This is a genomic window from Novosphingobium sp., assembly GCF_025351285.1.
Lineage (GTDB): Bacteria > Pseudomonadota > Alphaproteobacteria > Sphingomonadales > Sphingomonadaceae > Novosphingobium.
Window position 1 is genome coordinate 36,804 of the sequence record NZ_JANXWG010000082.1, and the last position, 25,423, is coordinate 62,226.

The 25,423-nt window shown below is 61.3% G+C and carries 23 protein-coding genes; all 23 read left to right on the plus strand.

Going from position 1 to position 25,423, the window contains the following annotated elements; all coding sequences use genetic code 11:
* The first annotated feature begins 552 nt into the window (after positions 1 to 552).
* The 23 genes from Q0R16_RS09835 (at position 553) to uraH (ending at position 25,423) form a co-directional block, all read left to right on the plus strand.
* Complete coding sequence (locus Q0R16_RS09835) at positions 553 to 750, plus strand: type II toxin-antitoxin system Phd/YefM family antitoxin (protein WP_295635707.1); 198 nt, start codon at positions 553 to 555, stop codon at positions 748 to 750.
* Positions 747 to 2,321 carry a type I restriction-modification system subunit M gene (locus tag Q0R16_RS09840; protein ID WP_295635709.1) on the plus strand — a complete coding sequence of 525 codons (1,575 nt, stop codon included), beginning with the start codon at positions 747 to 749 and terminating at the stop codon, positions 2,319 to 2,321. The genes Q0R16_RS09835 and Q0R16_RS09840 overlap by 4 nt, the downstream gene beginning before the upstream one ends.
* The gene (locus Q0R16_RS09845) at positions 2,318 to 3,334 is read left to right on the plus strand and encodes a virulence RhuM family protein (protein ID WP_295635711.1); all 1,017 of its coding nucleotides are present in this window, start codon (positions 2,318 to 2,320) and stop codon (positions 3,332 to 3,334) included. The genes Q0R16_RS09840 and Q0R16_RS09845 overlap by 4 nt, the downstream gene beginning before the upstream one ends.
* The gene (locus tag Q0R16_RS09850; RefSeq protein WP_295635713.1) at positions 3,331 to 4,023 is read left to right on the plus strand and encodes a restriction endonuclease subunit S; all 693 of its coding nucleotides are present in this window, start codon (positions 3,331 to 3,333) and stop codon (positions 4,021 to 4,023) included. Before Q0R16_RS09845 ends, Q0R16_RS09850 begins: the two co-directional genes overlap by 4 nt.
* A 5-nt stretch (positions 4,024 to 4,028) precedes the next feature.
* Entirely contained in the window at positions 4,029 to 4,565 is a 537-nt protein-coding gene (locus Q0R16_RS09855) for a restriction endonuclease subunit S (RefSeq protein WP_295635715.1), read from the plus strand.
* Positions 4,562 to 7,597, plus strand: a complete 3,036-nt coding sequence (locus Q0R16_RS09860) for a type I restriction endonuclease subunit R (protein WP_295635717.1) — start codon at positions 4,562 to 4,564, stop codon at positions 7,595 to 7,597. Before Q0R16_RS09855 ends, Q0R16_RS09860 begins: the two co-directional genes overlap by 4 nt.
* A gap of 41 nt (positions 7,598 to 7,638) precedes the next feature.
* The gene (locus Q0R16_RS09865; RefSeq protein ID WP_295635718.1) at positions 7,639 to 10,260 is read left to right on the plus strand and encodes an AAA family ATPase; all 2,622 of its coding nucleotides are present in this window, start codon (positions 7,639 to 7,641) and stop codon (positions 10,258 to 10,260) included.
* A complete protein-coding gene (locus tag Q0R16_RS09870) occupies positions 10,257 to 11,003 on the plus strand; it encodes a hypothetical protein (protein WP_295635719.1) in 747 nt (248 codons plus the stop codon). The genes Q0R16_RS09865 and Q0R16_RS09870 overlap by 4 nt, the downstream gene beginning before the upstream one ends.
* A 95-nt stretch (positions 11,004 to 11,098) precedes the next feature.
* Positions 11,099 to 11,503: a hypothetical protein gene (locus Q0R16_RS09875; RefSeq protein ID WP_295635720.1), complete on the plus strand. Its 405-nt coding sequence runs from the start codon at positions 11,099 to 11,101 to the stop codon at positions 11,501 to 11,503.
* Positions 11,504 to 11,654: 151 nt separating this feature from the next.
* On the plus strand, positions 11,655 to 12,374 hold the full coding sequence (locus Q0R16_RS09880) for a TerB family tellurite resistance protein (protein WP_295635721.1): 720 nt from the start codon (positions 11,655 to 11,657) through the stop codon (positions 12,372 to 12,374).
* 122 nt (positions 12,375 to 12,496) lie between these two features.
* Entirely contained in the window at positions 12,497 to 13,696 is a 1,200-nt protein-coding gene (locus Q0R16_RS09885) for an McrC family protein (RefSeq protein ID WP_295635722.1), read from the plus strand.
* Between the two features lie 595 nt (positions 13,697 to 14,291).
* Positions 14,292 to 14,471, plus strand: coding sequence for an AtzG-like protein (locus Q0R16_RS09890; protein WP_295635723.1), 180 nt, complete (start codon positions 14,292 to 14,294; stop codon positions 14,469 to 14,471).
* Positions 14,468 to 15,844, plus strand: a complete 1,377-nt coding sequence (locus Q0R16_RS09895) for an AtzE family amidohydrolase (RefSeq protein ID WP_295635724.1) — start codon at positions 14,468 to 14,470, stop codon at positions 15,842 to 15,844. Before Q0R16_RS09890 ends, Q0R16_RS09895 begins: the two co-directional genes overlap by 4 nt.
* Positions 15,841 to 17,214, plus strand: a complete 1,374-nt coding sequence (locus tag Q0R16_RS09900; protein WP_295635725.1) for an NCS2 family permease — start codon at positions 15,841 to 15,843, stop codon at positions 17,212 to 17,214. The genes Q0R16_RS09895 and Q0R16_RS09900 overlap by 4 nt, the downstream gene beginning before the upstream one ends.
* Positions 17,211 to 18,131 carry a 5'-methylthioadenosine/S-adenosylhomocysteine nucleosidase gene (locus tag Q0R16_RS09905; protein WP_295635726.1) on the plus strand — a complete coding sequence of 307 codons (921 nt, stop codon included), beginning with the start codon at positions 17,211 to 17,213 and terminating at the stop codon, positions 18,129 to 18,131. Before Q0R16_RS09900 ends, Q0R16_RS09905 begins: the two co-directional genes overlap by 4 nt.
* Positions 18,132 to 18,138: 7 nt before the next feature.
* Positions 18,139 to 19,719 carry a gamma-glutamyltransferase gene (locus Q0R16_RS09910; RefSeq protein WP_295635727.1) on the plus strand — a complete coding sequence of 527 codons (1,581 nt, stop codon included), beginning with the start codon at positions 18,139 to 18,141 and terminating at the stop codon, positions 19,717 to 19,719.
* Between the two features lie 11 nt (positions 19,720 to 19,730).
* Entirely contained in the window at positions 19,731 to 20,963 is a 1,233-nt protein-coding gene (locus tag Q0R16_RS09915) for an allantoate amidohydrolase (RefSeq protein ID WP_295635728.1), read from the plus strand.
* Positions 20,950 to 22,188, plus strand: coding sequence for an alanine--glyoxylate aminotransferase family protein (locus Q0R16_RS09920; RefSeq protein WP_295635729.1), 1,239 nt, complete (start codon positions 20,950 to 20,952; stop codon positions 22,186 to 22,188). The genes Q0R16_RS09915 and Q0R16_RS09920 overlap by 14 nt, the downstream gene beginning before the upstream one ends.
* Positions 22,185 to 23,072 carry an allantoinase PuuE gene (puuE, locus tag Q0R16_RS09925; protein ID WP_295635730.1) on the plus strand — a complete coding sequence of 296 codons (888 nt, stop codon included), beginning with the start codon at positions 22,185 to 22,187 and terminating at the stop codon, positions 23,070 to 23,072. Before Q0R16_RS09920 ends, puuE begins: the two co-directional genes overlap by 4 nt.
* Positions 23,069 to 23,461 carry an oxalurate catabolism protein HpxZ gene (hpxZ, locus tag Q0R16_RS09930; RefSeq protein WP_295635731.1) on the plus strand — a complete coding sequence of 131 codons (393 nt, stop codon included), beginning with the start codon at positions 23,069 to 23,071 and terminating at the stop codon, positions 23,459 to 23,461. Before puuE ends, hpxZ begins: the two co-directional genes overlap by 4 nt.
* The gene (gene uraD / locus Q0R16_RS09935) at positions 23,458 to 23,910 is read left to right on the plus strand and encodes a 2-oxo-4-hydroxy-4-carboxy-5-ureidoimidazoline decarboxylase (RefSeq protein ID WP_295635732.1); all 453 of its coding nucleotides are present in this window, start codon (positions 23,458 to 23,460) and stop codon (positions 23,908 to 23,910) included. Before hpxZ ends, uraD begins: the two co-directional genes overlap by 4 nt.
* On the plus strand, positions 23,907 to 25,094 hold the full coding sequence (locus Q0R16_RS09940) for a urate hydroxylase PuuD (protein ID WP_295635733.1): 1,188 nt from the start codon (positions 23,907 to 23,909) through the stop codon (positions 25,092 to 25,094). Before uraD ends, Q0R16_RS09940 begins: the two co-directional genes overlap by 4 nt.
* Complete coding sequence (gene uraH / locus Q0R16_RS09945; RefSeq protein WP_295635734.1) at positions 25,091 to 25,423, plus strand: hydroxyisourate hydrolase; 333 nt, start codon at positions 25,091 to 25,093, stop codon at positions 25,421 to 25,423. Before Q0R16_RS09940 ends, uraH begins: the two co-directional genes overlap by 4 nt.

Here is a 25,423-nt window from a genome sequence, read left to right on the forward strand (position 1 = left end):
GCAGAATTAGGGCTGTTTTGGAGGGCGAGATAAAAGAGGTGCCAGCACTCGGTTGTTAAGCCTATGAGTTATAACAGCATTTCCGTATGGCACCGAATTTCCGGTGCCATACGCTCCCGTCGAAACACCCGGATTTCAGCCCCGAAACGGTATGGCACCGCCCAAAATCGAAAGATTGCGCCGCCGGAGGCCCAGCAGCCTACATCGCCACACCGCCCCATCACGGGCATCCATCGCGCTCGGCCTATCGTTGACCGAACCGGATTGAGCACAACCGCCCAAAAATCAGGGGTGCCATACGTTTGCGCCGCAGATTTCCGCGCCATTGCGCACTATCGTATGGCAGCCTCCCTTCGGTGCCATACAAAATTCCTCAGCTGAACTAACCACTTAAGAGCCAGATGCTGGCACTCCTTTTATCTTGCCCTCCACATCCTACGCCAACCTACTCGCCGGAATTACGACAGACATCGCTGCCATCAGGCATTCAATCATTGCCTAAAAGAGCCATTTCGCCTTAATTGGCGCAATGCTCCAATGCAGAGGCCAGCAATGAAAACCATGTCGGCGCGAGAGGCGAAGAACGGCTTTGGCTTGATGATCGACACGGCGCGCGCAAGCCCGGTGCTGGTCGAAAAGCATGGGCGCGGTGTTGTGGTAGTGATGGCAGTCGAGGAGTATGAGCGCTTGAAGGACATCGAAGCAGGCGGAACGCAGCAACGCTCTGGCATTGGAAGCGCGCGCCTGTGAGCAACCTCAGAGAAGCCGAGCGCGCCGAACTGCACAAGACCATCTGGCGCATCGCCAACGATCTGCGTGGCAGCGTCGATGGCTGGGATTTCAAAACCTATGTTCTGGGGATGCTGTTCTACCGGTTCATCTCCGAGAACCTGGTCGCCTATCTGAACGAGCAGGAACGCCGCGCCGGTTCGCCCGATTTTGACTATGCCAGTCTGAGCGACGCCGATGCCGAATTTGGTCGCGCCGAAACGGTGAAGGAAAAGGGGTTCTACATCCTGCCTTCAGCCCTGTTCGCCAATGTCCGGGCGCGGGCGCGAAATGATGCGAACCTCAACGAAACGCTGTCCCAAATCTTCGCCGAGATTGAAGGCTCAGCCAATGGTGCGGATAGCGAAGACGATCTGAAGGGCCTGTTTGACGATTTGGACGTCAACAGCAGCAAACTTGGCCCGACTGTGGCCAAGCGTAACGAAAAGCTGGTCAAACTGCTCGATGCCATCGGCGATCTGCCGCTGACGCGCGGCGGATTTTCGGGCAAGAGCATCGATCTGTTCGGCGATGCCTATGAGTATCTGATGCAGATGTATGCCTCCACCGCCGGCAAGTCGGGCGGGGAATATTACACGCCGCAGGAGGTATCGGAACTGCTGGCCCGGATCACCGTGGTCGGCAAGGATGCGATCAACAAGGTGTATGATCCGGCCTGCGGGTCGGGTTCCTTGCTGCTCAATTTCAGCAAGGTGCTGGGACCGGACAAGGTGCGGCAGGGCTTTTTCGGCCAGGAAATCAACCTGACCACCTACAATCTGTGCCGGATCAACATGTTTCTGCACGATGTGAACTATGAAAAGTTCGACATTGCGCACGGCGATACCCTGACCGATCCGGCGCATTGGGATGATGAACCGTTTGAAGCGATTGTCTCCAATCCGCCCTATTCGATCAAATGGGATGGTGATGCCAATCCGCTGATGATCAACGATCCGCGCTTTGCTCCTGCGGGTGTGCTCGCCCCCAAGAGCAAGGCCGATCTCGCCTTCACCCTGCATATCCTGCACTGGCTGGCGGTGAACGGCACGGCGGCCATCGTTGAATTTCCCGGCGTGCTTTATCGCGGCGGCGCGGAACAGAAGATCAGGCAATATCTGATCGACAACAATTATGTCGATGCCGTGATCCAGCTTCCGCCCGATCTGTTTTTCGGCACCACCATCGCCACCTGCATCGTCGTGCTAAAAAAATCCAAGGCTGATAATGCGACCCTGTTCATCGATGCCAGTGCCGAATTTGCGCGGCATGGCAACAAGAACAAGCTGGCGGGCGAACATCGCCAAAAGATTCTGGACGCCTTTGCCGCGCGGGAGAGCGTGGCGCATTTCGCGCGACTGGTGGACAACAGCGAGATTGCCGAAAACGGCTACAACATTGCCGTGTCTTCTTATGTGGAACAACTGGACACGCGGCAGGCAGTGAACATCACCACGCTGAATGCCGAGATCGCCGCCATCGTTTCACGGCAGGCCGTGTTGCGGGAGCAGATCGACGCGATCGTGGCCGATCTGGAAGGGGCGGCGGCATGAGCGAGCAGCCGGGCGGCGAAATCATTCTGTATCAGCGCGGCGATGCGCCAGCCATCGACGTGCGGCTTGATGGTAATACGGTCTGGCTGAGCCAGCAGCAGTTGGCGGATTTGTTCCAGACATCGCGCACCAACGTCGTGGAGCACATCGCCAACATCTACGCCGAAGGCGAACTGGACGAGGCGGCAACCTGTCGGGAATTCCGACAGGTTCGCACCGAAGGCGTGCGCGAGGTCACGCGAACCCTTCCGTTTTATAACCTCGATCTCATCATTTCCCTTGGTTATCGGGTGCGTTCTCGCATCGCCACGGCCTTTCGCATCTGGGCCACCGAGCGGCTGCGGGAATATCTGGTCAAGGGCTTCACCATGGACGATGCCCGCCTGAAAAACCTGGGCGGCGGGAGCTATTGGAAAGAGCTGCTGGATCGCATCCGCGACATCCGCAGCAGCGAGAAGGTTCTATACCGGCAGGTGCTCGATCTTTATGCCACCAGCATCGATTATGATCCGCGTGCCGAAGCCAGCGCCGCGTTTTTCAAAACCGTGCAAAACAAGCTGCACCACGCCGCGCATGGACAGACGGCAGCGGAAGTCATTAAACAGCGCGCGGACGCCAGCAAACCGTTCATGGGGTTGCTGTCTTTCAGCGGTGCGCAGCCAACCAAGGCCGAAGCGGGCATCGCCAAAAACTATCTGGATGCCGATGAACTGAAGCGGTTGAATACGCTGGTGTCGGCCTATTTCGATGCCGCCGAGTTTCGTGCCCTGAATCATGAACCCACCTATATGAAGGACTGGCTGGCGCACCTGTCGCAACTGATCGTGGCGATGGGGGGCAAGGCCCTGCACGGCGCTGGCACGGTCAGCCATAAACAGGCGGTGGCCCACGCCGACGGTGAATATGCCAAATACCGTGCCCAGATTGCCGAGCAGCCTTCGGAGGTGGAAACCGCCTATCTGGAAACCGTGAAGAAGGTGCAGAAGAAAATCAGCGGGAAGGACAAGGCATGAGCCGGATCGATGCGCTGATTGCGGAGCTTTGCCCGGATGGGGTGGAGTCCAGGGCGATAGGTGAATTCGGCGAATTGGTTCGCGGCAATGGAATGCCCAAATCTGACTTCGTGGAGGCGGGCGTTGGCTGCATTCACTACGGCCAAATTTACACTTTTTATGGCATTTGGGCCACCGCAACGAAATCATTTGTTCCCGCCGAAAAGGCGGCGCGGCTCGCCAAGGTTGATCCGGGCGACCTGATCATTACGAACACCAGCGAAAATATCGATGATGTATGCAAGGCAGTCGCATGGCTGGGAGAATCCCAGATCGTCACTGGTGGACATGCCACGGTGCTTAAGCACGATCAGGATGCCAAGTATCTTTCCTATTATCTGCAAACACCGCATTTCTTTGCCGAGAAAAAACGACATGCGACAGGCACGAAAGTCATAGACGTTTCAGCAAAGAGTCTGGCGAAAATTATAATCCCCATCCCGCCGCTCGAAATTCAGCGGGAAATTGTTGCAATTCTTGACAGGTTCACCAAGCTGGAGGCGGAGCTGGAGGCGGAGCTGGAGGCGGAGCTGGAGGCGGAGCTGGAGGCGCGGCGTCGGCAGTATCAGCACTATCGCGATACCCTGCTCAGTTTCGCCGAGAGCACGGATAGCCAAGCAAGCAAGCAAGCAAGCAAGCAACAAGGATAATGGCCTTGGGTGAGATTTGCCAGATCAATCGTGGGCGCGTGATGTCGAAAGACTATTTGCGCGACCATGCGGGCGCTTATCCGGTTTATTCGTCGCAGACTGCTAACGGTGGGATTTTCGGTTATATTGACTCTTTTGACTATGATTTTGAATCGATCACTTGGACAACGGATGGTGCGAATGCTGGTTCGGTTTTCTATCACCGGGATAAGAAATTCAGCATTACCAACGTCTGCGGCCTGCTTCGTGTGAAGAATGACAAGGAAATGAGCACCAAATTCCTGTTCTTCATGCTGGGCCAATTGGCACAGCGATATGTGAGCAGCGGTATGGGCAACCCCAAGTTGATGAGCAACGTCATGTCGCAAATCAAGGTTCCCGTTCCCCCGCTCGACGAACAGGAACGCATTGTCGCCATCCTCGACACATTCGATGCGCTGGTGAACGATCTGTCCAGCGGGCTTCCGGCCGAAATCCGCGCGCGCCGCCAGCAATATGAACATTACCGCGACAGATTGCTGACCTTTCAGGAAGCCGCATGAGCGAAGCGCCCCAAAATCCTGGCCGACCTTTCCGCTATGAAACCATCGCGATTTCGGAAGAAAGCACCGTCGTCGCCGAGTTCGTGCCGGACACCGCCAGTGTCCAGGACGCCACCTACCAATCCGAAGATGCGCTGGAACGTGCGTTCATCCGGCAATTGCAGGCGCAGGCCTACGACTATCTGCCCCTGACATCCGAAGCCGAGTTGATCGCCAATCTGCGCTTCCAACTTGAAAAGCTGAACAAGGTTTCCCTGTCAGACGCGGAGTGGGAACGGTTCTTTGCCACGGCAATCGCGGGCGCGAATGACGGCATCATCGAGAAAACGACCCGCATCCAGCAGGACCATGTGCAGGTGCTGAAGCGCGATGACGGCACCACCAAGAACATCTACCTGATCGACAAGGCCAACATCCACAACAACACGCTTCAGGTGCTGAACCAGTATGAGGCTAATGGCGCGCGGGCCAACCGCTATGACGTGACGGTGCTGGTGAATGGCCTACCCATGGTCCACATCGAACTGAAGCGGCGCGGCGTGGACATCCGTGAGGCGTTCAACCAGATCAACCGCTATGCCCGCGACAGTTTCTGGGCCGGGTCCGGCCTGTTCGAATATGTCCAGCTGTTCGTTATCAGCAATGGCACACTGACCAAATATTACAGCAACACCGTGCGCGATGGCCATCTGGCCGAACAGCGCGGAAAGCGCAGCCGCCAGAAGAGTTCCAACAGCTTTGCATTCACGAGCTGGTGGGCCGACGCGGCCAACCGCCCGATCACCGAACTGGCCGGCTTCACCAAGACGTTCTTTGCCAAGCATACGCTGCTCAACATCCTGACGCGCTATTGCGTGTTTGATGTGGACCGCAAGCTGCTGGTGATGCGGCCCTATCAGATCGTCGCCGCCGAAAAGATTTTGCAGCGGATCGCCGGGTCCACCAATCTGCGGCAATTGGGCACAGCGGCGGCGGGCGGCTACATCTGGCACACGACCGGCAGCGGCAAGACGCTGACCAGCTTCAAGGCCGCGCAACTGGCGCGCAGCCTGCCCGGTATCGACAAGGTGCTGTTCGTGGTGGACCGCAAGGATCTGGATTACCAGACCATGCGCGAATACGAACGGTTCGAGAAGGGCGCGGCCAATTCCAACACGTCCACCGCCGTGCTGCAACGGCAGCTGGAAGACCCGAACGCCCGGATCATCATCACCACCATCCAGAAACTGTCGCGCTTTGTCGCCGCGAACCGCAAGCATGACGTCTATAACGATCATGTCGTCGTGATCTTCGACGAATGCCACCGTAGCCAGTTTGGCGATATGCACGCCGAGATCACCCGCGTGTTCAAACGCTATCACCTGTTCGGATTTACCGGCACGCCGATCTTTGCGGAAAATTCGGGCACTGGCGGCGATCCCCGGCGGCGCACGACACAGCAGGCTTTTGGCGACAAGCTGCATACCTACACCATCGTCGATGCCATCAATGACAAGAACGTGCTGCCGTTCCGGATCGATTATATCAACACGATCAAGGCCGGAACGTGGATCAAGGACAAGCAGGTATCGGCCATCGATACCGAGCGGGCATTGCTGGCACCGGAACGGATTGCCCAAATCGTCGGCTACATCCGCGAACACTTTGATCAGAAGACCAAGCGCAGCAGTTCCTACCGGCATGATGGCAAGCGGCTGACCGGTTTCAACTCGTTGTTGGCGACAGCTTCGATTGATGCAGCCAAACGCTATTATGCGGAATTTTCCAAACAGCAGCAGTCCTTGCCAGAAGCGCAGCGGCTGAAGATTGGCCTGATCTACAGCTTTGCCGCCAACGAGGACGAGGAAGGCGGCCTGCTGGGCGAGGAAGAATTTGAAACTGATGGGCTGGATCAGGGTTCGCGCGATTTTCTGGAAGGTGCAATCCGGGATTACAATACCCTGTTCAACACCAGCTTCGACATCTCGGCTGACAAATTCCAGAATTATTACAAAGACCTGTCCCAACGGCTGAAAAAGCGCGAACTGGACATGGTGATCGTGGTCAACATGTTCCTCACCGGGTTCGACGCCACGACGCTCAACACCTTGTGGGCAGACAAGAACCTGAAGGCGCATGGCTTGATCCAGGCCTATTCGCGCACGAACCGCATCCTCAATTCGGTCAAGACCTATGGCAACATTGTGTCGTTCCGCAATCTGGAGAAGGAAACCAACGACGCGCTGGCTTTGTTTGGCAACAAGGACGCCAAGGGCATCGTGTTGCTCAAGCCCTATGCGGAATATTATGGGGAGTATGAAAAGCGGGTCGCCGAACTGCTTGGCACATACCCGCTCGGCCAGCCGATCATTGGGGAAGCTGCGCAAAAAGCCTTTATCAAACTGTTCGGCTCGATCCTGCGTTTGCGCAATATTCTGACCGCGTTCGATGATTTTGCAGGCAACGAAATCCTCAGTCAGCGCGAGTTTCAGGACTATCAGAGCCTGTATCTCAACCTTTATGCCGAATTTCGCAGCGTGTCCGACGCGGACAAAGAGGCGATTAACGACGACGTTGTGTTCGAAATCGAACTGATCAAGCAGGTCGAGATCAACGTCGATTATATCCTGCTGCTGGTCGAGCGTTACCTTTCATCGAAGGGAACCGGCGGCGACAAGGAAATTCTGGCGACCATCGAGCGCGCCATCAATTCCAGCCCATCGCTCAGGAACAAGAAGGACCTGATTGAGCGGTTTGTCGATTCCGTTTCGTCATCAGCGAAGGTCGATGCGCAGTGGCAAGCGTTTGTTGCGGCCAGGAAAGCGGAAGAACTCGAACGGATAATTGCGGACGAAGGCCTCAACGCAGAGGCGACACATGGCTTCATCGACAATGCGTTCCGCGATGGCGCGATCCCTTCAACAGGAATCGCGATCACGAAAATCCTGCCGCCAGTGTCCAGATTCTCCAAGGGCAACGGCCATGCCGTAAAGAAGCAGGCGGTGCTGGATAAGCTGGCCGCCTTCTTTGATCGATATTTCGGGCTGTCATGACGTGACGGTGGGGCAACTGACAGTTCGCGGAAGGGGCGGAAATGCGTGAGGCTGAATTTCGGGCTTGGTTGGAAGCCGGGGGCGCCAAAACCCAAGCAGGGCGAAATTCGCGGGTCCATGCCGTCAAGACCATCGAAAAGAACCTTGCGGCACTCGGATCGCCGCACCGCGATCTTGCGGCGGCACATGCTGCGGATGGCTTTGCGCAGTTGCGCGAACGCATCCGAAATATGCGGCAGGAAGCCAAAGCTGGCGGCAATGACTATCGCATCCTTATGCCGGATTCGGAAAAGCCGTTAAACCGACTATCCAACTGGAACAGTTGGCTGGCGCAATATGGTCGTTTTCTTGGGGGAAAGGCCGCCAAGGCGAACGACGACCTGACCGACGAGAATGATGATACCCTCGGCTGCCACGATCTCTTCAAGCGCTTCGATGGCGATCCTCGTTTCCGGGAGGCCCGCAAGCATTGGTCCGATGAAGAGCGCACCGCCTTCTGTGGCATGGCACGGGCGGTCCATGACGCCGGGCTAGATTGGTATCACACCAACATCCCGGAGATACGGTTCGGTCGCCGGTCTCCGGGAGAGGACAAGGCAGCCGGAACCCTTGGCAGCGTGCAGTTGCGGAAGAATGGCGGATTTATCGAATTCAGCCATCAGCACGACCTGCTGGACCTGACGGGCACATTTCAATTTGACGAAACGTCTGTCGACGAATTCCGGGCAGTTATTGAGGGGGCGGAAAAAACGATCCTCGGCTGGCTGCCGCCGCAGCCAGCTCGTCCGGGTTATTGGCCCGACGAAACAGCCATTGATGACAAGGAAACGCAAGCGGACCGCATCCGGCAATATGTGCTGGAGCGATATATCGAACCTGCCAGAAAGCGGGGCGATGATCGTGTCACCATCGTTGTCGGCCCGCTGAACAATGAGATGGGCCTGCATATGGCATGGCCAAACATCTGTCAGGCGCTTGAAGGCAGAAAGTTTCTTGAGCTGGCCAAAGTGCCGCCCCCGATTGCCGAGGGACCAAAGCAGAGCACGACCAGAAAGCTGACATTCGTATTATCTGAAGGAGCCATTCCGATGGCCGACGTAAGACCAGACCCACAAAACCTCATTCTCTATGGGCCACCAGGCACGGGGAAAACATATCGCACGGCACTCGAAGCCGTGAAGCTCTGTGACCCGGATGCAGCGTATCCTTCCACGGAAGAGGGTCGGAAGGCGCTGATGACGCGTTATCGCGAGTTGGAAACTGAGAAGCGGATTGCCTTCGTCACATTCCACCAGAATTATGACTATGAAACCTTTGTCGAAGGCCTGCGGCCAGAGACTGGCGAAAATGAGGGCGGTTCTGCGGGATTTCGGCTCGAAGCCCGTGCCGGTATCTTTCGGGAAATATGCGCATTGGCCGACCAGGCCCGCACTCGAACGGCACCTTCGGCTGCGGCGACCGGCTACGACTTCGCCGGTCGCCGATTCTGGAAAATGGGACAAGGTGCCATTGGCACCGAGGATGACGTCTACGACTCCGCTGTGGCCAACAATTACGTCACGCTTGGCTGGGGCGGTTCCATCGATTGGAGCGATGAGCGGTTCTCCACCTTCGAAGCGATCAAGGCTGAATGGCTTGCGCAAAACCCCGAGGACACGACGCCTAGTAACTGGACCCAGACGTGGCCGTTTCGCTGTGAAATGCAGATCGGTGACATTGTCATTGTGCCCTATGGCAATACTGCGTTTCGGGCGATTGCTGAGGTCACTGGCGACTATCGGTTTGAACCTTCGGCTGAGGGCTATTACGCCCACCGCCGCGATGTGCGCTGGCTCCTGACCCTGGACGAACCTTTGCCACTCGACACGATCGTCGATGGCAATTTCACCATGCGCACGCTGTACTCACTGCCGACAAAGTGCGTTAATCTTCCCGCGCTAGGCCGGTTGATTGCTGGCGACAGTGACAGCGAGGTAGCGCCTCTGAGCGAAACCTTACCTGACCAGTTTGTGCTGATTATCGACGAGATCAATCGCGCCAATATCTCCAAGGTTTTCGGCGAACTCATTACGCTTATCGAACCCGACAAGCGGCTTGGTATGGACAACTGGCTGACGCTCACATTGCCGTATTCGAAGAAGCGGGATTTTGGCGTACCATCCAATCTCCACATCATCGGCACGATGAACACGGCAGACCGGTCCATCGCGCTGCTGGATACTGCGTTGCGGCGGCGATTCAATTTTCGGGAGATGGCTCCAGAACCTGGCCTGCTGGGCGTGGTCGAGGGCATCGACCTGAAGGCAGTGTTGACGGCAATCAATCAGCGGATCGAGTATCTAATCGACCGGGAACACCGCATTGGGCACGCCTTCTTCATAGGCTGCAAGACAGCCGAACAGGTCCACGCCGCCATGCGCGACAAGGTTATTCCGCTATTGCAGGAATACTTCTTCGAGGACTGGAGCCGTATCCATGGGGTGCTCGGTGACGGCTTCATCGGGTCCGTTACCCTGAAGTGCCCACTTGGCGAGGGTGAGGATCGCAAGAGCTGGTTCGTGTGCTTGGAAAAGCAGCCGGACGGAAGCGATCGTTTTCCTCATGATGCATTCGCGCAGTTGATCGGCAAGGTAGCAGACGTTGCGGCAGAGTCCCAAGGATGATCAACGAACTGGCCAGCCATCTCCTTCCCGGTGTGTCTGTCGAGCGGGTTGCTACTGCGCTCGGCGCGGCGGCAGGCCAAGAGTTGGCCTCGGGCAAGTTTGGCAGTCCCGAAAGCAGCTCGGCTCTGGCGGTCAATGGCTTCGGCCCCTTTCTCGAAAGTCCGGGCACGTTGCCGCCGTTTCCGTGCCTGGATGATCTAGATTGGCCCGCGCTGACCGTCGATATTGAGCGTCAGATGCGTTTCCCATGGGCGGGTGGGCGCCACCCTTGGCTTGATGCTGCCGTCGAAACTGCAACACAGCTGATCGGCGTTGAATCGAAGCGCTTCGAGCCTTTCCGCGATTCCAAGCTGGCAAAACTGTCGCCCAAATACTCTTCGCACCATTGGGATGAGGGTATGGAGCCTTGGTGCGCGATGCGTGACCACTTGCTGGCGGAACCAGCGGCCTTTCGTCATCTCGATGCGGCGCAACTGGTGAAGCACGGCTATGGTTTGGTGACCGAGGCAAAGCGACGGGGAAAGTCGCCGGTGCTGCTCTACCTCTTTGCTGAGCCTACGGAAGGCCGCGCCATTAAAGCCCAGGCATTTGCTGACCACCGATTCGAAATCGCCAAGTTCGCCGGAGGGGTAACCGGTTCAACAGTCCGATTCGCCGCTTGTTCATGGCGTGAATGGCTGACCAGCTTCCCGCCAAGCCTGTCCGATCATGCTGATCGCGTCATTGCCCGGTTCCACCCGTGATGCAGCGCCCATATCAACCGACCACCGTTGGGTTGGTCGTGCGGGGCGAATGGCAGGGTAGTCCCAGATTTGATCTATGTGATGGAGAACAATAGATGTCCGCACTCACCACTCCTTCTCACGCCGACCTTAGAAACCGGATTGAGCAGCTCGCCATTTCTGCGGACGCCAAATCTATCCTGATCGGCATGGCTGACATCTCGGCCAAGGCCGGTGACACTGTCATTGCCATAGGGCGGCATGTTCTGGGGTTCATATTCGATTTGTTCAGGCAGTTTCCGAACAGCAGTTTTGGCCTGATCGCAGGCTTTGTCATCGGATCGCTCATTGGAGCCATTCCATTTTTCGGCGCTGCACTGGCGGCGGTATTCACCCCGCTTCTCATGGCGCTCGGTCTCGCCAGAGGCGCAGTCGCTGATCTTGGCAATGCCGCGATCCGTGACAGAATGACAGATTTCGAGCATCGGCTTCGTGCCATGGTGCCTGAAGCAGCGGCATGATCGTGCAAGCCGAACTGGAAGCCCGATTTTCTAGCGTGACCTGCGTTGTCGCTGATCCTTTGCGCTTCAAGCTGCGGCTTGGCATCGGAGAAGACGCTTACACGTCGCTCCGGGTAAAAAATCGCTGCAAGAAGTCTGGGACGTGGGCGGCATGGCTGCGACCGGCGCTACAGTCGCCGCGTCACCAATGGTGGCGGGTACATTCTTTGCATCGAAAGGCCTGCTTGCCGCCATTGGCTTCGGTGCTGCGGCTGCAACGCCAGTGGGATGGGTGGCCGCTGCGGCGGTTGCCTCTGGCGGCGCATATTATGGCGTTACGCGCCTGTTCCGGAGCTATTCTGGAAGCCGAGTTGATGTCATTCCGCATTTTCTCAACACGCCAATGGACTTACTGGCCGCAAGTCTGTTTGACCTGATAGGTGGTCTAGCTGCTCGAATTTCAGCCATCGATGGCCAGATTGATGATGTCGAGAAAGCTACGATTGCGCGTCATTTCATTCAGGATTGGGGCCTTGATACCTGCTACGTGACACATGCGCTGGAGGTGATTTTTCAGGGCGTAGATGCTGCCCGGGTCAAGGATATTGCAAAGGCAATCGCATCATTTCAGGCGGACAATCCCGACTGTAATCCGCAAGCCATGCAGGCGGAGTTGATGGCCTTCCTGCGCGAGGTTGCCGAGGCTGATGGCAAAATGGATGAACGCGAAGAACTCGCCCTGGATGCCGTTGCCCGCGTGCTGGAGGAAGAAAGCGCCTTCAGCCTGCAAAAGGCCGGTCAGACTGTCTCGGGATGGGCCAAGGATGCGGCACAATCAGCGGGCAGCCTTGCCAGCAAGCTCCCCTCCTTGAACCTGAAAAGAGGCCAGTGACACACCTCTGCGCCCACGAATGGGGCCGGGTTGCTGTTCACAACGGCACCGGTCCAGCAGCTGAACGGGCGTTTACCCGTAGTCAGGCGAATGCCCTGTTGCTTGCCGCTCGATCTCACCCGTTGGCGAACCGTTCCGGGACCAATATTCTTGTAGATCGCTATACCGAGATATGGGCGCAGCAGGCTGTCGGCGTGATTGCCGCGCCGGGGTGCAGCCTTGAGATTCTGCCGAAGATCGATGCTACGTCGGATGATAATGATGAAACCATCCGCACCCGTCTTGTTTCCATGCTCGACATCGCGCTCGGGCTCAAGCTCGGCGATGGGCAGGCCCTGGCTATGGCGCGGCAAAATGAAACCCTGCTCGACATCCTGATCCGCTTATTCGCTGATCGCCTGCTGGCTGAGGCCCGGCGCGGCCTTCCCCGCGCCTATATGGCGCAGGAAGAGAATCTCGCCGCGTTGCGCGGGCGGCTCGATGTCATCCGGCAGTTTACGCACAATGCGGTCCGACCGGACCGACTGGCCTGCCGTTTTGATACACTGCTGCCGGACACGCCGTTGCTGCGTGTCATGAAGGCCTGCGTGCTTATGTTGCGCCGCCACGCGCGCGTATTGGAGACACAGCGACGCCTTGATGAGTTGCGATTTCTCCTAGCCGAGGTGAGTGACGTTCCGGTCAATGCTCTGCCATGGGCGCAAGTGCGGATAGATCGGACCAATCGCCGCTGGGAGACGCTTTACGGGCTGGCAAAGCTGTTTTTGAAACGTGAATGGCAACGCACTAACCACGACGCAAAGGCGGGCCAGGGGATCACCCTGTTGTTCGCCATGAACGACTTGTTCGAGGCCTACATCGCCGCACTTGCGCGGCGTGCGCTGCTGGGTAGCGATCTGACGGTCCATTCGCAGGGCGGATTGCGCTATTGTCTGATGGAGGAGGGTGATGGCGGCAAAGAACGTTTCCAGACGACACCGGACATTCTCATCAAGCGGAATGGGCAGGTCGTGATGGTGATCGATACCAAATGGAAGTTGATCGGCCGAAATCCAGAAGACAAGAAGCGCGGCGTTTCGCAGTCCGATGTCTACCAGATGATGGCTTATGCTCGTCTGTACCAGTGCGGGGAGGTGATGCTGCTCTATCCTCATCACGCCAGCCTTGGCAGTGAGGCGCTGGATGCAGGTTACGGCATGATGGAAGGCGATGAACGCCTGCGGATTGCAAGCGTTGATCTGGTTGCTGGCAAGAGAGCGGTTGAGCAACAACTGGAGGGGCTGATTGCACCTTCCACGGTCACGTCAATGGCTGTGGCTTGATTCGGTTTTTCACCGCTCTCAGGCGGGAAATCGTCGGCAGGCCGCAAAATAAATTTTGGTGTCGCGGATTGATCCGAAATAGATCGTCCGCAGCGATTTGAGTCCTCATCGAGGCCCAACGCCGATGCCAAGACGGTATTATCGACGGTATCGAAAATCGAAAAATCGCAATAAAGCATTGCGATATAACGCTTTGTCGACACATCACGGTCCCTCTTCTGGCACCATTTGTTCCGCGTCAAGGGAATCCCGCGAGGGTTAGCGGCCAGCGCGGAAATGCTGGCACGCAATTCAAATCGGGACTTTACCACCCGACGTTTCAGATCCCCTGTTACACTGTTTGCAGTGGTGCGGCTTAGCGAACGCGGCAGGATCGGTCTGGCCGAAAGGCAAAAACCCCACTCGCGATCACTTTTTTGCAACGCTGCGGCTCCATCATTGCATTGGATCGGTTGCGGCAACGCGTGCATGACGCTCGACATGGGCATTCAACCGAAGCAATCCTTTTTGCGATCGACGGACCGGTCGCTATCCGAGAGTATCATCCGGCCAGCGATTGGGCCCGCAAGGGGGTGCGAGGTTGGGGGGCTTTGAGATGCCGAAATCCGCAAGCGCTTCGATACCCCGGGTCAAGGCAGAAGTCCTGGCTGCTGCCAAGGCGCTCGACCTTCCGATCGCGGATGCCTGCATGCCCGGCGTTTTGGCCAATCTCGAGGTGCTAGACCGCCACGCTGCGATCCTGGCCGACGACAACAGCCGATCACGCGCTTCATGATGCACACCGTCCAGATCGGGGGCGAAATCCGCGCGGGACATGTCGGTGCGGCAAGCGTTGTCGAAACCATCATCGCCCGACTTGCCGCGGATGGGCTCGCGCAGGGCGGGCTGAATGCGGTAACGCAGTTGCTGCCCGATCGCGCGCGGGCGGAGGCAGCCTTGATCGATGCCGCAACCGCCGCCGGGCACAATCCCGGAGTGCTTGCCGGTGTTCCGTATGGCGTCAAGGATCTGTTCGACGTGGCAGGCCTGCCGACCACGGCGGGATCGGCGATCTATGCCGATGCCGGGCCGGCGGCAGCCGATGCAGTGGCGTTGCAACGGTTGCGCAAGGCCGGTGCGGTGCTGGTGGCCACGCTCAACATGGACGAATTCGCCTATGGCTTCGCGACGATCAACGCGACGTACGGCACCACGCGCAACCCGCACGACCGCGCGCGATTGGCGGGGGGATCGTCGGGCGGATCGGCGGCGGCGGTCGCGGCGGGGATGCTGCCGTTTTCGCTTGGTTCGGACACCAACGGATCGATCCGCGTTCCGGCCAGCTTGTGCGGCGTTTATGGCCTGAAGCCCACGCATGGCAGCTTGCCGATGGCGGGCGTGTTCCCCTTCGCCGAAAGCTTCGACGATGTGGGGCCGTTCGCGCGTTCAGTGGCGGATTTGCGCTGCGTCTGGGACGTTTTGCGCGGCGCTGCTGTGGCAGATGCCGCACCGCCCTATCGGCTTGCCCGGCTGGGCGGGCGTTTTGCCGAAAACCTGGACCCCGATCAATCGGCCGCCATTGCCGCGATCGCCGGCGATGCTCCGGTCATCGATTTGCCCGATATTGCCCGCGCGCGTTCGGCTGCGTTCCTGATCACGGCTTACGAAGGCGGGACACTGCACCGCGCCGCACTGGCGCGCGATGCGATGGCATTCGATTCCGCCACGCGTGACCGTCTGATCGCGGGCGCGCTGGTCCCGCGCAAACTTTACGACGCGGCGCAAGCCTTCCGCGCCGACTTCTGCGCCAGGATCGACGCGTGCATCGCCGATTTCGACGTGCTGATCGCCCCGTCCGCGCCTTGCGTGGCGCCGCTGATCGACGATCCGACGATCCGCATCGACGGGGAGATGCGGCCTGCCCGATCCGATCTGGGCATTCATACCCAGTCGATCAGTTTTGCCGGATTGCCCGCGCTGGCGGTTCCGCTGCTGCGCCCGGGCCGGCTGCCGTTGGGGCTGCAACTGATCGGGCGGCGCGGTGGCGAAGCGGCGCTGTTCGGGTTTGCTGCGATGCTCGAAGCGCAAGGTGTGATCGGGTTTTCGGCGCCCGAATCATTCGAGCCCGAACCATTCGAGCCCGGACCATTCACGGGGGACTCCGCATGACAGCATCGACGCCGGCACCGCTGGCCCAATCCGGCGCACCAGATGGCGGCTTCCTCGAACGCACCTTCACGCTCAGCGCGCGCGGCACTTCGGTGCGCACCGAAGTGCTGGCGGGCGCCACGACCTTCCTGACGATGGCCTATGTCGTGCTCGTCAACCCGGCGATCCTGGGCCAGGCGGGGATGCCGGTGGCTTCTGTGGCGGCGGCGACGTGCCTGGCGGCGGCGTTCGCGTCGATCCTGATGGGCTGCGTTGCGAACGTGCCGCTGGCGCTCGCGCCGGGCATGGGGCTCAACGCCTATTTCAGCTTTACCGTCGTGCAGCACATGGGCGTGCCCTGGCCGATTGCGCTGGGCTGCGTGTTCATTTCGGGATGCGCGTTTCTGCTGCTGACGCTGACGGGCGTGCGGCAACTGATCGTGGCGGTGATCCCATCGCACCTGTTTTCAGCGGTGGCCGGGGGCATCGGGCTGTTCATCGGCTTCATCGGGCTGAAGAACGCCGGGATCATCGTGGCCGATCCAGCCACGTTCGTGGCGCTTGGCAATCTCAAGGCGCCGGGTGCGGAACTGGCGCTGTTCGGCCTGCTGACGATCGCGGTGCTGAGTGTGTGGAACGTGCGCGGCGCGATGCTGGTCGGGATCGTGGCGACGACATTCGTCGGCTGGCTGTTCGGGCAAGTCGTGATGAAGCCCGAACCCTATACCCTCGCTGCGCTGACCGGCACCGCGTTCAAGCTCGACCTGCCGGGTGTATTCGGCGTTGGTGGCGGACACGGGCTGGGCTTGATCGAAATCCTGTTCGTGTTCCTGTTCGTCGACTTGTTCGACAACATCGGCACGCTGGTTGCCGTGACCAAGCGCGCCGGGCTGATCGGCCCGGACGGGCGCATTCCCAAACTCAACCGCATATTGATGGCGGATGCGACCGCCACGATTTTCGGCTCGATGGCGGGCACCAGCACCGTCACCAGCTATGTCGAAAGCGCCGCGGGGGTGCAGGAGGGCGGGCGCACCGGGCTGACCGCGGTCGTCACCGGTGTCTTGTTCCTGCTGACGATGTTCGTCGCGCCTTATGCGCAACTGGTGCCGCTGGCGGCAACCGCGCCCGCGCTGATCGTGGTGGGCGGGCTGATGCTGCTGCCGCTGACCGAGATCGCGTGGGACGATCCGCAGGCAGCGATCCCGGCGTTTCTGACCGTGGCGATGATCCCGCTGACCTTCTCGATCGCCAACGGCCTGGCCTTCGGCATCACCGCGCACGCCGCGCTCAAACTGCTGCGCGGCAATGCCACGCGGGCCGACTGGTTCCTGTTCGTGCTGGCGGGCCTGTTCGTGATGCGCTTTGCCTGGATGAGCGCGGCGGCATGATCCGATTGCTGTTCCTTGCGGCGTTTGCATTGCTGGCGACACCGGCCTGCGCGCAACGGCTCAACGCCACTCCGCGTACCGTGGTGATGACCGCGTTTCCGCCCGAATGGGACGCGCTCGTCCCCGCGATCAAAAGCCAGAAAGCCTATCATATCAACGGGTTGGTCTTCCTGACCGGCACGATGGCGGGCAAGCCGGTGGTGCTGATGCAAAGCGCGGTCAGCATGGTCAACGCCGCCATGAACACGCAACTGGTGCTCGATCGCTTCAACGTCAGGCGCATCGTTTTTTCGGGCATTGCCGGCGGGGTCGATCCGGCTCTGGCGATCGGGGATGTAATCGTGCCCGAACAATGGGGGCAATATCTCGAAGTGTCGTTTGCGCGCGGGACACCCGGCAACTGGGTGACGCCCGAGCCGGTCGATGCCATCGCACCGGCCAACAACGGCATGATGTTTCCGCGCGGGGTCCGCGTGGGCAACGCCGCCGAACCGGCACGGCGGCACTACACGCTTGCGGCTGATCCGGCGCTGGTGGCGCTCGCGCGCAAGGTTGCGGCGGGCGTTGCGCTGCGGCGTTGCATCGGCCCGGACGCCAGCCGGCAAGCCAAAGGCTGCCTGGCGCATGAACCGAAGATCGTCGTCGGCGGAACCGGGGTCAGCGCCGGGGTGTTTGCTGACAACGCCGAATTTCGCGACTATCTGTCCAAGGCATGGAACGCGCGCGTGCTCGACATGGAAAGCGCAGCGGTGACGCAGGTTGCTTTCGCCAACCGCGTACCGGTGATCGTATTCCGCAGCTTGTCGGACCTGGCCGGCGGCGATGCCGGCGCCAACCAGATGAACACGTTCATGACGCTCGCCTCGGTCAATTCGGCGACCGTGGTGAAAGCGTTCGTCGCTGCACTGCCAAAGTGATGCGGCCATGTTGACCACAGTCACAGGTCGGAACGGCATGGTCACCGCGCCGCACTATGTTGCGGCGGAGGCGGGCCTTGGCGTGCTGCGCGACGGCGGCAACGCGGTCGAGGCGACGGTCGCGGTCGCAGCGACATTGGCGGTGGTCTATCCGCACATGACCGGGATCGGCGGCGACGGGTTCTGGCTGATCGCCGAGCCTGACGGCCGGGTTCACGCGGTTCATGGCTGCGGTGGGGCTGCGGCCAACGCCGACCTGACTCTTTACACCGGATATGACGCAGTGCCCACGCGCGGACCGCTGGCTGCGAACACCGTGGCGGGGACCCTTTCAGCGTGGGGGTGCGCGCTTGAACAAGCCGGCGGCACGCTGCCGCTCGACCGCCTGCTTGGCGACGCGATCGCGCACGCCGAAGCCGGCGTGGCGGTCACCGCAGGCGGAGCGGCCATCGCGGCGACCAAGGGCGGCGAATTGCGCGGGCAGCCGGGCGCTTATGCCGCGATTTTCGAGCGCGAAGGCCGCCCGCTGCGCGAGGGCGATACGCTGCGCCAGCCGATGTTGGCGAGGACGCTGCGCCACATCGCCGCGCATGGTCCGCAGGATTTTTACACCGGCACGCTGGCCGATCTGGTGGCTGAGGATCTGTCTGCGCTCGGCAGTCCGGTCAGCCGCGCCGACCTTGCCGCGCATCGGGCCACACAGCCCGCGCCACTGAACACCAAGATCGCCGGCGCGCGCCTCTATAATAGCGCGCCACCGACGCAGGGCGCAGCGTCGCTGCTGATCCTCGCGCTGTTCGACCGATTGCGCGCCGCAAGGGGCGATCACTTCGATCACATCCACGGACTGGTCGAGGCGACCAAGCAGGCCTTCCTGTGGCGCGATCGGCACTGCGGCGATCCAGCCTATATGGACGCCGATGCGCAGGCATTGCTCGATAACCCAGCCGCGCTCGATGCCATGGCCGCGCGCATCGACCCGGCGCGCGCCCTGCCCTGGCCCCAGCCGCCGCAATGGGGTGACACTTGCTGGTTCGGCGCCGCCGATAGCCAAGGCCGCGTGGTCAGCGCGATCCAGTCGACCTATTTCGAATTCGGATCGGGGCTGGTGCTGCCGCAGACCGGGATCACCTGGCAGAACCGCGGCAGTTCGTTCCGGCTGGCCGAGACCGGCTGGAATGCGCTCAAACCGGGTCGCAAGCCTTTCCACACGCTCAATCCCGCGCTCGCAAAGTTCGCTGATGGCCGGGTCATGGCTTACGGCACGATGGGCGGCGAGGGCCAGCCGCAGACGCAGGCGGCGATTTTCAGCCGCTATGCGCGGTTCGGGGTGAACTTGCAGGCCGCGATCTGCGCGCCGCGCTGGCTGCTCGGGCGGACCTGGGGCGAGACAAGCACCACGCTCAAGCTGGAGGATGGCTTCCCCGAAGCGCTATATGCCGCGCTCGAAACCGCCGGACACGATGTCGAACGCGTCGGCCCGCTGACCGCAATGATGGGCCATGCCGGCGCGATCGTGCGCCATGCCGACGGGCGGCTCGAAGGCGCAACCGATCCGCGCAGCGACGGTGGGGTAGCGGCGTGGTGAACCTTGGCCAAATGCGTGGAGGAGCCCGCGCGGTGGCCCGCTGCGATGCGCTCGGCGTCGCGCCCTACAGCGACATGGCGGGCGGGCTTTATCGCGGCTATCTGACCCCGGCTTATCACGCAGCGCAAGGTGCCTTGGCCGGCTGGATGACCTCGGCCGGCATGACCGTCCGCCGCGATGCCGCCGCCAACCTGATCGGCCGTTACGAAGCTGTCACCCCCGGTGCCCCTGCGCTGCTGATCGGCAGCCACCTCGACAGCGTGCGTGACGCGGGCCGTTACGATGGCCCGCTCGGGGTCACGCTGGGCATCGAAGCGGTCGACGCATTGCGCGCTGCCGGCCGCCGACTGCCTTTCGCGATCGAAGTCATCGCCTTCGGCGACGAGGAAGGCTCGCGCTTTCCCGCCGCGATGCTGTGCAGCCGCGCGGTCGCGGGCACGCTGGCGGCAGATGCGCTCGACCTTGCGGACAAGGACGGAATTGCATTGGCCGATGCGGGAGTGGATGTGGGGAATTACCTCACCGCCGCCCGCACACCCGCCAGCGTGCGCGCCTATTTCGAGGCGCATATCGAGCAGGGTCCGCTGCTCGAAGCCGAGCATCTGGCGGTCGGCACCGTCACCGGCATCGCCAGCCAGGTGCGCTATCAGATCGCGGTGCAGGGCACCGCCGGGCACGCCGGAACCACGACGATGGCTCTGCGCCACGATGCGCTGGCCGGGGCGGCCGAGATGATCGTCGCAGTCGAGGCGATCGCGCGTGCTGATGCTTCGGACCTCGTCGCCACGGTTGGCCGGATCGAGGCCATGCCCGGCGCGCCGAATGTGATCGCGGGACAAGCGCAGTTTTCGCTCGACGTCCGGTCAGGCAATGCAGCGTGGCGCGATCGCGCAGCCAACGCAATCCTCGATGCGTTCCGCGAAATCGCGGACCGGCGCAGCCTCGGTTGCGCGATTTCCCGCATCCACGACCTGCCCGCCAGCCCTTGCGATCCGCTGCTGATGGATCTGCTCGACCACGCCACTTTGGCCGCCGGCCAACCCGTCCTCCGCCTGGTCTCGGGCGCCGGGCACGATGCCATGGCGATGGCCGCGCTGTGCCCCACCGCGATGCTGTTCATCCGCTGCAAGGGCGGGGTCAGCCACAACCCGGCCGAACATGTCGATGCTGCCGACGCGGAAATCGCGCTACAGGTCATGCTCGGCTTCATCGAACAACTTGGAGCAACATTTGCCAACGCTTGACCCCCTCCTGATCGGCGAGATCGATCCGCCGCAGCGCCTGTTGATGGGGCCTGGGCCGATCAACGCGCATCCGCGCGTGCTGCGCGCGATGTCGGCCGATCTGCTCGGCCAGTTCGACCCCGAGATGACCCATTACATGAACGAGGTGATGGCGCTTTACCGCCCGATCTTCGGCACGCAGAACCGCTGGACGATGCTGATCGACGGCACCGCACGCGCCGCGATCGAGGCCGCGCTGGTCAGCCTGGTGGTGCCGGGGGACAAGGTGCTGGTGGTCGATTTCGGGCGGTTCGGGCTGCTGCTCGATGAAATCTCGACGCGGATCGGCGCCGACGTGCATCGCGTCAGCGCGCCCTGGGGCAAAGTCGTGCCGATGGAAGCAATCGGCGAGGCCATCGCGCGGGTACAGCCAAAAGTGGTGGCCTGCGTCCATGGCGATACTTCGACCACGATGGCGCAACCGCTCGACGGGTTCGGCGCGCTATGCCGTGCGACGGGGGCATTGAGCTATGTCGATGCCACCGCCACGCTGTCGGGCATGGACATCGCTGCCGACCGCTGGGGCGTCGACGTGGTGACGGGCGGCTTGCAGAAGTGCCTGGGCGGGCCATCGGGTTCGGCGCCGATCACGATCTCGGACGCGGCTGCCGAGCACATCTTCGCGCGCCGCCACGTCGAACAGGGCATCCGCCGTGACGATCTGCGCGACGGCCTGGGGCCGCGGATCGGATCGAACTATTTCGATCTCGCGATGATCATGGACTACTGGTCCGAAAAGCGGCTCAACCACCACACCGAAGCGACCTCGATGCTGTATGCCGCGCGCGAATGCGCCCGGCTCGCGCTGGGCGAAGGGCTGGAGGCGCGATACGCTCGCCATGCCGCCGCCGGCCGCGCGATGAGCGCGGGCTTGCGCGCAATGGGGCTGAGCCTGTTCGGCGATGATGCTCACCGCATGACCAACGTGACGGGCGTCTACATCCCGCAAGGCATCGACGGCGAACGCATCCGCACCGCGATGCGGACGCATTTCGAGATCGAGATCGGCACGGCGTTCGGCCCGCTTCAGGGGCGAATCTGGCGGATCGGCGCGATGGGTTACAACGCGATGAAGCACAAGGTGCTGCTGACGCTGGGTGCTCTCGAAGCCTGCCTGAGCGCGGAAGGTGTCAAGCTGCCGATCGGCGCGGCGGTTCCTGCGGCACTGGCAGCCTGGCACGCATGACCGAAACGCGCGATCTGGTCGGCTATGGTGCCCACCCGCCAGATCCGCGCTGGCCCGGCGGAGCGCGCGTGGCGGTGCAATTTGTGATCAACTACGAGGAAGGCGCCGAAAGCAGCGTCGATCATGGCGATGCGGGTTCGGAACGGTTCCTCTCGGAAATGGTCGGCGCGACCAGCCACCCGGCGCGCGCGATGGCGATGGAAAGCCTTTACGAATACGGCAGCCGCGCGGGTTTCTGGCGGCTCCACCGGCTGTTCACCGAACGCGCAATGCCGGTGACAGTGTTCGGCGTGGCGAAGGCGCTGGAGCTGAATCCCGAAGCAGTCGAGGCGATGCTGGCCGCCGACTGGGAAATCGCCAGCCACGGACTGCGTTGGCTCGATTACCAGGATGTGCCCGAAGCGGTCGAGGTTGCGCACATCGCCGAGGCCATCGCGCTGCACACGAAAATCACAGGCAGCCGCCCGCTCGGCTGGTATCAGGGCCGCACCTCGCCCAACACGGCGCGGCTGGTCGCGCACGAAGGCGGCTTCGTCTACGATGCCGACAGCTATGCCGACGACCTGCCGTACCGGGACCGCCGCCACGGGCGCGCGCAACTGATCGTGCCCTATTCGCTCGACGCCAACGACATGAAGTTCGTGGCGTTCAACGGCTTCACCGAGGGCGAGGCGTTCTTCCGCTATTTGCGCGATACCTTCGACCAACTGGCCCACGAAGGCGGGCGTATGATGTCGGTGGGCCTTCACGGCCGGATCGCCGGACGGCCCGCGCGGGCGCATGCGTTGGCCCGGTTTCTCGATCACGTGCTCGCTTCGGGCCAGGCCTGGGTGGCGCGCCGGATCGACATCGCCCGACACTGGCAGGAGGTGCACCCCGCATGACAATCGACGATCCCGTTCTTCTGGCCGAAGTGACGGCCGCGTTCGAAGCTTACGAGCGCGCGCTGATGGCTGATGATGTGCCCGCGATGGATGCGCTGTTCCACGATGCACCCACCACCAACCGCTACGGCGTGGGCGAAGTGCTTTATGGGATCGAGGAGATCCGCGAATTCCGCAAGGGCCGGGGCGGATCGCCGCAGCGCAAGCTCGGCCGGGTGGCAATCACGGTTTATGGTGCCAGGGGCGAAGGTGCCTTCGCCACTGCGGACGCTGAATTCTTCCGCGCTGCCAGCGACCGCCGCGGTCGCCAGACGCAAAGCTGGGTCAAGTTCGCGGATGGCTGGAAGGTCGTCTCGGCGCATGTGAGCCTTGAGGGATCGACGCATTGACCGCTGCGCAGGCGCCTTTGTTCGAGCACAGCGCGTGGGTCGAGGCGCGTGCCGATGCGCGGCCGTCATCGGGCGATCGTCATGCCGACGTGATGGCGGTGGTGCACGATGCGACGCCCGACGAACAACTCGCGCTGATCCGCGCGCACCCCGAATTGGCCGGCAAGGCCGCGATCGACCGCACGCTGACCGACGCCTCGCAAGCCGAACAGGCTTCGGCCGGGCTTGATCGGCTGACCTCGGACGAGTTCGAACGCTTCCACGCGCTCAACGCTGCGTACCGCGAACGCTTCGACTTTCCCTTCATTATCTGCGTTCGCCTGACCGACAAGGCCGGCATCCTCGCGGCGATGGAGCAGCGCCTCGGCAACACGCACGAGGCCGAAATCGCAACCGCCATCGATCAGATCGGCAAAATCGTGCGGTTGCGGCTGGGGGACGCGGCGTGACGGTTGACCTGACCGAATGGCTAAACCTTGCGATCCGCTGGCTGCACCTTGTCACCGGCATCGCCTGGATCGGCTCGTCGTTCTACTTCGTGTGGCTCGACAATCACTTGAAGCCGCCCGCAAATGGAGACGCTTCGGGCGAAGTGTGGTCGGTCCACGGCGGTGGATTCTACCACAACCAGAAGTACCAGGTGGCGCCCAGCCAGATGCCCGACGAGCTTCACTGGTTCAAGTGGGAGGCCTACTGGACCTGGATCAGCGGCTTTTCGCTGCTGGTGCTGGTGTATTACGTGGGCGCCCGGAACACCCTGATCGATCCCGCCAAGGTTGCGCTGTCTGCGCCTGCCGCCATCGGCATCGGGTTGACATTCCTGGCGGCTGGCTGGGTGGCTTACGATCTGCTGTGCCGTTCCCCGCTCAAGGTCAACAACCGCGCAATCGGCGTGATCTGGTTTGCGCTCCTGCTGGCATCGGCGATCGCGCTGAACGGCCTGTTCCAGGCCCGCGGGGCCTACCTTCATGTCGGCGCGATGATCGGTTCGGTCATGGTCGGCAACGTGTTCTTCGTGATCATCCCCAACCAGCGCAAGGTGGTGGCGGATCTGGTCGCGGGGCGCGTGCCCGATCCGGCGCTGGGCCAGGCGGCCAAGCAGCGATCGTTGCACAACAACTACATGACGCTGCCTGTGCTGTTCGCGATGCTCAGCCCGCATTATCCGATGACTTATGGCGCGCAGCGGCCGTGGCTGGTGCTGGCGTTGATCGGGCTGACCGGCGTGGCGGTTCGGCATGTCTTCAACTTGCGGCACAAAGGCGCGAACACGACCACGGCGATGGCGCTGGCCGCAGGACTGGCGCTGGCAAGCGTGACCTATGTTTCTCTCGAAAAATCAGGCGACAGACCGCAGGCCGGCCCGACCGACGCCGTCGTTTTCGCCGATATTCAGCCGATCCTCGCGACACATTGCGCAGCTTGCCACGCGCTGCACCCCACCAATGCCGCCTTTACCTCGCCGCCGCTGGGAGTCTTGCTCGACAGCTACGAACACGTCCGCGCCGTCGCGCCGCGGATCAAGCTGGTCGCGGTCGACGCACAGATCATGCCGCTGGGCAACACCACCGGCATGACCGCTGCCGAGCGCCGGACGCTGGGCCAGTGGATCGCCCAAGGAGCGCCGCGATGATTTCGCTATCCACGCATGTGCTCGACACCGCGCGCGGAGCGCCCGCAGCGCATGTCGCGATCACGCTGGCCAATGCGGCAGGAACGCAGTTGTTTGCCGGTGCAACCGATGCGGACGGGCGCTGCAAGGCGTTTCCCGGGCTCGATCCCGGACGGTATCGCCTGACTTTCACGGTCGGCAGCTATTTCACCGGGCAAGGCGCCATGCTGACCGATCCCCCCTTTCTCGACGTGATCGTGATCGACTTCGGCCTGTCGGGGGCCGATGGCCACTACCACGTCCCGCTGCTCGTCTCGCCTTACGGCTACTCGACCTACCGGGGCAGTTGA